Annotated in this window: 8 protein-coding genes; 7 read left to right on the forward strand and 1 reads right to left on the reverse strand. The window is 74.4% G+C overall.

The window, feature by feature from the left end; genetic code table 11:
* Positions 1-90 precede the first annotated feature (90 nt).
* Positions 91-1,575 (reverse strand): S10 family peptidase, encoded by a 1,485-nt coding sequence (locus ACR807_RS30210; protein WP_438924852.1) that lies wholly within the window; start codon positions 1,573-1,575, stop codon positions 91-93.
* 117 nt (positions 1,576-1,692) lie between these two features.
* Here ACR807_RS30210 and ACR807_RS30215 point away from each other — a divergent pair, with 117 nt between their 5' ends.
* From ACR807_RS30215 to ACR807_RS30245, 7 genes are all read left to right on the forward strand, one after another.
* Entirely contained in the window at positions 1,693-2,355 is a 663-nt protein-coding gene (locus ACR807_RS30215) for a DUF4129 domain-containing protein (protein ID WP_438924853.1), read from the forward strand.
* The gene (locus tag ACR807_RS30220; RefSeq protein WP_438924854.1) at positions 2,352-2,816 is read left to right on the forward strand and encodes a hypothetical protein; all 465 of its coding nucleotides are present in this window, start codon (positions 2,352-2,354) and stop codon (positions 2,814-2,816) included. The genes ACR807_RS30215 and ACR807_RS30220 overlap by 4 nt, the downstream gene beginning before the upstream one ends.
* The gene (locus ACR807_RS30225; RefSeq protein ID WP_438924855.1) at positions 2,813-3,790 is read left to right on the forward strand and encodes an AAA family ATPase; all 978 of its coding nucleotides are present in this window, start codon (positions 2,813-2,815) and stop codon (positions 3,788-3,790) included. The genes ACR807_RS30220 and ACR807_RS30225 overlap by 4 nt, the downstream gene beginning before the upstream one ends.
* Positions 3,787-5,148 (forward strand): DUF58 domain-containing protein, encoded by a 1,362-nt coding sequence (locus tag ACR807_RS30230; RefSeq protein ID WP_438924856.1) that lies wholly within the window; start codon positions 3,787-3,789, stop codon positions 5,146-5,148. Before ACR807_RS30225 ends, ACR807_RS30230 begins: the two co-directional genes overlap by 4 nt.
* Positions 5,145-5,738 carry a hypothetical protein gene (locus ACR807_RS30235; protein ID WP_438924857.1) on the forward strand — a complete coding sequence of 198 codons (594 nt, stop codon included), beginning with the start codon at positions 5,145-5,147 and terminating at the stop codon, positions 5,736-5,738. Before ACR807_RS30230 ends, ACR807_RS30235 begins: the two co-directional genes overlap by 4 nt.
* Positions 5,739-5,908: 170 nt before the next feature.
* Positions 5,909-7,234 (forward strand): NAD(P)/FAD-dependent oxidoreductase, encoded by a 1,326-nt coding sequence (locus ACR807_RS30240; protein WP_438924858.1) that lies wholly within the window; start codon positions 5,909-5,911, stop codon positions 7,232-7,234.
* 195 nt (positions 7,235-7,429) lie between these two features.
* Positions 7,430-7,552, forward strand: a complete 123-nt coding sequence (locus ACR807_RS30245) for a hypothetical protein (protein WP_438924859.1) — start codon at positions 7,430-7,432, stop codon at positions 7,550-7,552.

Here is a 7,552-nt window from a genome sequence, read left to right on the forward strand (position 1 = left end):
CGCATGACACGCCGGCTGTGAGCGCATGACACGCGGTGTGCTCGGCGTGTCATGCGCTCACGACCTGTGTGTCATGCGCTCATGACCGGGTCAGCGGTTGGAGGCTGACTGGACGAAGGCGGCCAGGTCCTTCGACTGCTGCACGCGGGACGGCTCGTGGACGTACATCATGTGGCCCGCGGGGTAGTAGGCGTGCTCGATGTTGGCGTGCAGCTCGGCCGGGACGCGCAGGTGCGCCACCACGTGCTCGGCCGCGTAGTACGGGGTCGCCCCGTCCAGGTGGCCGTACGCGACGTGCACCTTCAGGTGCGGGTTGGCGCGCATCGCCGCCGCCAGCCGGTCGGCCACCGTCACGTGCACCCCCTCGAACTCCTTGTACGACCACGGCCGCACGTTGCCGGTCAGGATCTCGTACGGCAGGTCGTTCTCGTAGCCCAGCTCGGCGCGCACGTAGTGGTTCAGCGCCGCCGTGTACGGCCCGAGGATCGCCGAGTACGACGGGTCCTGGCTGAAGTGCTCCCGCCCGTGGTCGACCTCCGGGCCGGTGAAGCGCGAGTCCAGCCGGCCGACGACGAGCCGCCGGTCGCGCAGCAGCTCGGTGAAGAACCGGACGTGCTCGATCCTCAGGTCCACCCGGTCCACGTAGTCGGTGGACAGGCCGGTCAGCCCCGCGAGGCGGGTCACGGCGGCCTCGCGCTCCTCGGCGGTCAGCCGGTTGCCGCGCGCCAGCGCCCACGGGTAGTCGCGGGAGGCGAAGTCCTCGGCGTCGGCCAGCACGTCCTCCAACGACCGGTCGCCGTGCAGGCCGTGGTAGTGCGCGATCGCCGCGTACGTGGGCAGGAACAGGGTGTGCGGCAGGTCGTTGCCCTCGCTGAAGTCCAGCGTGGCGAAGTCCAGGACGGACGAGATGAGCATCAGCCCGTTGAGGTACATGCCGTAGCGGGTCTGGAGGTGGTCGGCGAGGCCGGCCGCGCGGGTCGTGCCGTACGACTCGCCCGCGAGGAACTTCGGCGACATCCACCGGCCGTTGCGGGACGTCCACAGCCGGACGACCTCGCCGACGGACTCCAGGTCGCCCTGGAACCCGTGGTACTGGCCGGGCTTCTCGCCCTTCACGGCCCGCGAGTACCCGGTGGACACGGGGTCGATGAACACCAGGTCGCTGTGCGCGAGCAGCGTCTCGGCGTTGTCGACCAGGTCGTACGGCGGCGGCGCCAGGTCGCCCACGTCGCCGGAGACCACGCGGCGCGGCCCGAGCAGCCCCAGGTGCAGCCACACGCTGGAGGAGCCCGGACCGCCGTTGAACGCGAACGTCACCGGCCGCCGGGCCGGGTCCGCGCCGTCCAGGGTGTAGGCGGTGACGAAGACCTCGGCCTTCGGCTGGTGCCCGTCGAACTTGCCGTCGGTCAGCACCTCCTGGCGCAGCACCACCCGACCGGTGGTCGTGGTGTAGTTCAGCTTGCGCCGCTTGACGGTGATGCTGTGCTGGGTGGTGACCAGGTCGTCGGTCGGGAGGTCCTCCGCGGTGCCCTTCCCGGCGTCCTCGGGCTGTTCTTCGGTGGTCTTGTCCGTCATGGTCGAACTCTACGATCGGAGTCGCGGTCCGTGCTCGTGCCGACGGGTCCGGTCGGCGGCGCGCCCGCTTCCGCCGAAGCCCGGCGGGGTCGCGGGACCGCAGGGCATCCTGGTGCCATGAAGCCCCGGCTCGCGCTCGTCCTCCTCACGGGGTCCGCGCTCGTCCTGGTGGCGTTCGCCGCGCGCGGCGCGTCGCCGGTGGTGTACGCGCCGCGGGCCGCGGGCGACGAGGACGCGCCCACGACGACGGTCACCGCCGCCACCGAGGTGCTGGACACCGGTGTGGGCGGGTCGGTGGTGGGCGGGTCGTTCGCCGCGCTGCTGATCGTGCTGGTCGCGGTGGCGCTGATCGTGGTGGTGGGGCTGCTCGTCGCGCTCGGCGCGCACCGCCGCCGCCGTCGCCGGGGGAGGGGCGGCGCGGTCGACGCGCCGGTGCTCGACCCGGGCCACGCGGACGCGCCCGCGATCCTGCTGCGCCGCGCCACCGAGGCGCTGGCCGAGCTGCGGGCCGACCGGGGCGGGCCGCCGGGTGACGCGGTCGTCGCCGCCTGGCTCGCGCTCGAACGCGCCGCCGAGGACAGCGGCGTGCCGCGGCGGGGGCACCAGACGCCCACCGAGTTCACCGGCGACCTGCTCGCCCGCCACCGGGTCGACGAGGAGGCCACCGGCGCGCTGCGCCGCGCCTACCAGCGGGCGCGGTTCGGGGTCGCCGAGGTGACCGAGGAGGACGCCCGCACGGCCGCCGAGGCCCTGGAGCGCGTCGTGCGGGACCTGCGGTGACGCCGCTCGCCGGGATGGGCCGGGCCGTGGCGCTGGCCGTCGTGGCCGCGGTGGTCACCGCGTTCCTGCTGGTCAGGTACGGCGCGCCGGTGCACTGGGCGGTGCTGTGCGCGCTGCCCGCGGCCGGGTTGGCGCTGCTCGTGGCACGCCTGCCGCGCGCCACCGACGTCGTCTGGGCGCCGCCGCCCGCGCACGTCGCCGGGGCCACCAGCACGCAGGCCGACGCGCTCGCCGGGCGGCTCGCCGAGGCCGCGGTCGACCAGGACCGCTTCAGGACCCGCGTCCAACCGCGCCTGCGCCGCCTCGCCGACGCCCGGCTGCGGCAGCGGCACGGCATCCCCGACGTGCACGACCCGAGGGCGCGCGACGTCCTCGGGCCCGAGCTGCACCGCCTGCTCACCGACCCGACCGCGCCGCTGCCCGAGCCCGCGAGGCTCGTCGACCTCCTGGAGAAGCTGTGACCACCCCGCCCCCGCCACCCCCGCCCAGCGCCGTCGCGACCGAGGCCAAGGCCGTGCTGGCCGCCGTCGGCACCGTCGTCGTGGGCCGGGAGCGGTCGTTGAGGCTCGCGCTCGCGGCCGTCCTCGCCGGCGGGCACGTGCTGCTGGAGGACGTGCCCGGCCTGGGCAAGACGCTGATGGCGCGCAGCCTCGCGCAGGCGCTCCGGCTGGAGTTCACCCGCCTCCAGTGCACGCCCGACCTGCTGCCCGCCGACGTCACCGGCTCGTTCCTCTACAACCCGGCCGACCAGGGCTTCACCTTCCGCGAGGGCCCGCTGTTCACCGGCCTGCTGCTGGCCGACGAGATCAACCGCACGCCGCCCAAGACGCAGTCCGCGCTGCTGGAGGCCATGCAGGAGCGGCAGGTCACGGTCGAGGGCCGCACGTTCCCGCTGCCGCGCCCCTTCCACGTGCTGGCCACCGCGAACCCGGTCGAGTACGAGGGCACCTACCCGCTGCCCGAGGCCCAGCTCGACCGGTTCCTGCTGCGCCTGGACATCGGCTACCCGCCGCCCGCCGAGGAGGTCGAGGTGCTGCGCCGCAGGCTGGCCCGGCGGCGCGAGGAGACCGAGGTCGAACCGGTGCTCGACACCGAGCGGCTGCGGCTGCTCCAGTGGGGCGTCGAGCAGGTCGCGGTGGACGACGACGTGCTGCGCTACTGCGTGGACCTGGCCGCCGCGACCCGCGCGCACCCCGCCGTCGAGGTCGGCGCGTCGCCGCGCGGCGCGCAGGCGCTGGTGCTCGTGGCCCGCGCGCTGGCCGTGCTGGACGGCCGGGACTTCGTGCTGCCCGAGGACGTGAAGGAGTGCGCGGTGCCCGCGCTGGCGCACCGCCTGACCCTGCGCCCGGAGACGTGGACGTCCGGCACCACGGGCGTGGAGGTCGTCACCGAGCTGCTGGGCCGGGTCGCGGGCCCCGCGAGCAGCCGGTCGTGAGCGCCGACGCGCCGGACGGCCGGGCGCGGCGGCTGCGGGAGGCGCTCACCGGCGGCCGGGGCGCGCACTGGCACCCCACCGACGCGCTGGTGCGCGGCCTCGCGCTGGGCGTGGGCCCGGTCGTGCTCGGCGTGCTGCTGCACCGGGTCGAGCTGGTGCTGATCGGCGCGCCCCTGCTGGTGTCGACGCTGCTCGCGCTCACCGCGCCGGTCGGCGGCACCCCGGCGGTGCGGGTCCGCGACCTGCCCCGCACGGGCGAGGTCGGCGCGGCGACGTCCGCGGTCGACGTCGACCCGGGCCGGGGCGCGGAGCTGCTGGCGGTCCGGCTGCCCGCCGGGGACGGGGGCGTCGGCCCGGTGCACCTGCTGCCCGCCACCTCCCGGCGGATCGAGGTGGTGCTGCGCCGCGACGCGTGGGGCGAGGGCGTCGACCTGCGGCCCGACCACCTGGTGGCCGGGCCGGACGCGCTGCTCGTGCACGGCCCCGTCACGGCCGGCGAGCGCGGCCGGGTGATCCTGCCGCCGGTCGAGCCGCTGCCCGCCGGCCTGCTGCCCGCGCGGGCGGTGGGCCTGGTCGGCGCGCACCGGTCGCGGCGGCCGGGCGACTCGGTGGAGCTGCGCGACATCCGGGCGTTCCAGCCGGGGGACCGGCTGCGCCGCGTCGACTGGCGGGTGTCGCTGCGCAGCGGCGCGATGGCCGGGTCGCCGGCGGGGACGAGCCTGCACGTGCGCGAGCACCACGCGGAGGCCGACGCGGACGTCGTGCTCGCCCTGGACACCCGCCTGGACGTGGGCGCGGACCTGGGGGAGTGGTCGGCGGCGGTGCGCGACGCCACGGTGCGGCCCGGCGGCAGCCTCGACCTCGCGGTGCGGGCGGCGGCGTCGCTGGCCGCCGGCTACCTGCGGCAGGGCGACCGGGTGGCCCTGGTGGACCTGGCCCGGCCGCGGCTCGGCGTGCGGCCGGGCGCGGGACGGCGGCAGCTGCTGCGGCTGCGCACCCAGCTCGTGGTGTGCGCGCGGTCCGCGGGGTGGGCGCAGCGGCCCGTGCTGCGGCCCGAGCAGGTGCCGCACGGCGCGCTGGTGGTCGTGCTGTCGACGTTCCTCGACGCGGACGTGGTGGAGCTGGCCGTGCACGCCGCGCGGCGCGGCAACGTCGTGCTGGCGGTGGACGTGCTGCCCTCGCCGCTGAGCGCCGACCGGGACGCGCCGTGGGGCGAGGTCGCGGCGGCGGTGATCCGGGCGGAGCACGACGTGCGGCTGGAGGCGATGCGGCGGCACGGCGTGGCCGTCGTCGGGTGGGGCGAGCCGATCGCGGGCGTGCTGCGCCGGGCGCGCGGTGGACGGGGGGTGACGCGGTGAGCACCGGGGACGGCACGGGCGCGCGGCGGGCGTCGGGCGATTCGGGGAGTGACCCGGCGGGCACGGGGGACGGCACGGGCGCGGCGGGCGCGCGGCTGGGCCGGGGGCTGCCCGGCTGGACGCTGCGGGCGGCCATCGCGGCGGACTGCGCGGCGGTGGCCGCGGTGCTCGCCCTCAACGGCGTGGAGGGGCTCGCACTCGCCCTCTACCTGGTGCTGGCCGCCGCCGCGGCGGCGATCCCGGCGTCCGCGGCGGTCGCGCTGCTCATCGGCTACCCGGCGGCGGCGATCGTGCTCGCGTCCGGCGGACCGCGCTGGCCGGCCGTCTTCGCGCTGGTCGTGCTGCTGCACCTGCTGCACGTGCTGGCCGCCTACGCGGCCCTCGTCCCGGTCCGCTCCCGCATTCACCCGGAGGTGTTAAGGGCACCGGCGAGGAGGTTCGCCGGTGTTCAACTGGGCGTGTTCGCGCTCGGCGGGCTCGTCATCCTGTTGCCGGACGGCCGAACGGACGCACCGGTGGAGGTCGTGGCCCTGCTGTGCGCCCTCGGGCTGGCCGTCGCGGCGGTCCTCCTGCTGCGCCGGCGGGGCTGAGGGAACGGGCCCCGCGGCTCAGCGCGAGCTGAACATCTGGATCGTTCCTCTCAGCGGCTTCACCCCCCGTTGCTGGTCAGCGGCCGAGTGTCGACCGTCACCCGGCGACAGTGGTCACAACGGGCCCCGTCGATGCGCGCTAATGCCCTCCTCGGTGCGACCATGTGTGTATGGCTGCTGTGAAGTCGCAACCCACACGGATCGTGATCGTCGGCGGTGGGTACGTCGGCATGTACACCGCGCTGGGCTTGCAGAAGAAGCTGCGTTCCGGCGAGGCGTCCGTCACGGTGATCGACCCCCAGCCGCACATGACCTACCAGCCGTTCCTCCCCGAGGCGGCGGCCGGTTCCATCGAGCCGCGCCACGTCGTGGTGCCGCTGCGCAAGGTGCTCAACCGCTGCCACGTCGTCACGGGCCGCGCCACGAAGATCGAGCACTCGCGCAAGACCGTCACGGTCTCGCTCGCCGACGGCCACGTCGAGGAGTTCGAGTACGACGTGCTGGTCTCGGCGCTGGGCGCCATCTCGCGCACCCTGCCGATCCCCGGCCTGCCCGAGGTCGGCATCGGCATGAAGACCATCGGCGAGGCCATCTACCTGCGCAACCACGTGCTGTCGCGGCTGGACCAGGCGGCCAGCACGAACGACCCGGAGCTGCGCAAGCGCCTGCTGAGCTTCGTCGTCATCGGCGGCGGCTTCGCCGGCATCGAGACGCTGGCGGAGCTGGAGGACATGGCCCGCTACGCCCTGCGCTACTACGAGGGCCTCACGGCGGCGGACATGCACTGGGTGCTGGTCGAGGCGACCAACCGGATCATGCCCGAGGTGAGCGCCCGGCTCGGCGTCTACACGGTCGAGCAGCTGGAGAAGCGCGGCATCACGTGCTACCTCGACACCCGCGTGAAGACGATGGAGGGCGGCCACGTCGTCCTCGACGACGGCACCGAGTTCGACTCGGACACCATCATCTGGACGGCCGGCATGAAGGCCAACCCGATGCTGCGCGACACCGACCTGCCGCTGGACCCGCGCGGTCGCGTGCAGTGCACGGCCGCCATGCAGGTCGTGGGCCTGCCGGGCGTGTGGGCGGCGGGCGACTGCTCGGCGGTGCCGGACCTGTCGCGCACCGAGGAGGACCCGACGGCGACCTGCGTGCCCAACGCGCAGCACGCCATCCGCCAGTCGAAGCTGCTCGCGAAGAACATCGTGGCGAGCCTGCGCGGCGGCAAGCCGAAGGACTACCATCACAAGTACGTGGGCTCGGTGGCCGGCCTCGGCCTCTACAAGGGCGTCGCGGACGTGTACGGCATCCGCCTCAAGGGCGTCCTCGCCTGGTTCATGCACCGCAGCTACCACGTGATGTTCATGCCCACGGTCAACCGGAAGTTCCGGGTTTTCGTGGACTGGACGCAGGCGCTGTTCTCGGGCCGCGAGGTCGTGGCCCTCGGGCAGATCCACGAGCCGAAGGCCGAGTTCGACCGGGCGACCAGGAGCTGAAACGCGAACGGCCCTCGTGACGCACCGCCGTTCAGGCGTGGTCGAGCGGGGGCCGTCTGGCTCAGTGTCTCAACTTGATCCCCCAATCGGACCAACGTTCACGCAGTTGCCTTGACATTGCGTAACGTGAACCCGAGAATACGGCTGGTGTATCGCCTGAATGCGTGATGCATCAGTGGGAGAGAGGTGACCGCGATGTCTCTCGAGGAGCTGGCCGCACAGCTTCGCCGCGGTGAGATCGAGGATCGCGCGCTGGCAGAGTACTCCGCCGAGTACGCCACCGCGGAAAAGCGTTACAACAGCAAGAAAGACGACTGA

Source organism: Saccharothrix sabaoui (assembly GCF_051756985.1).
Lineage (GTDB): Bacteria > Actinomycetota > Actinomycetes > Mycobacteriales > Pseudonocardiaceae > Actinosynnema.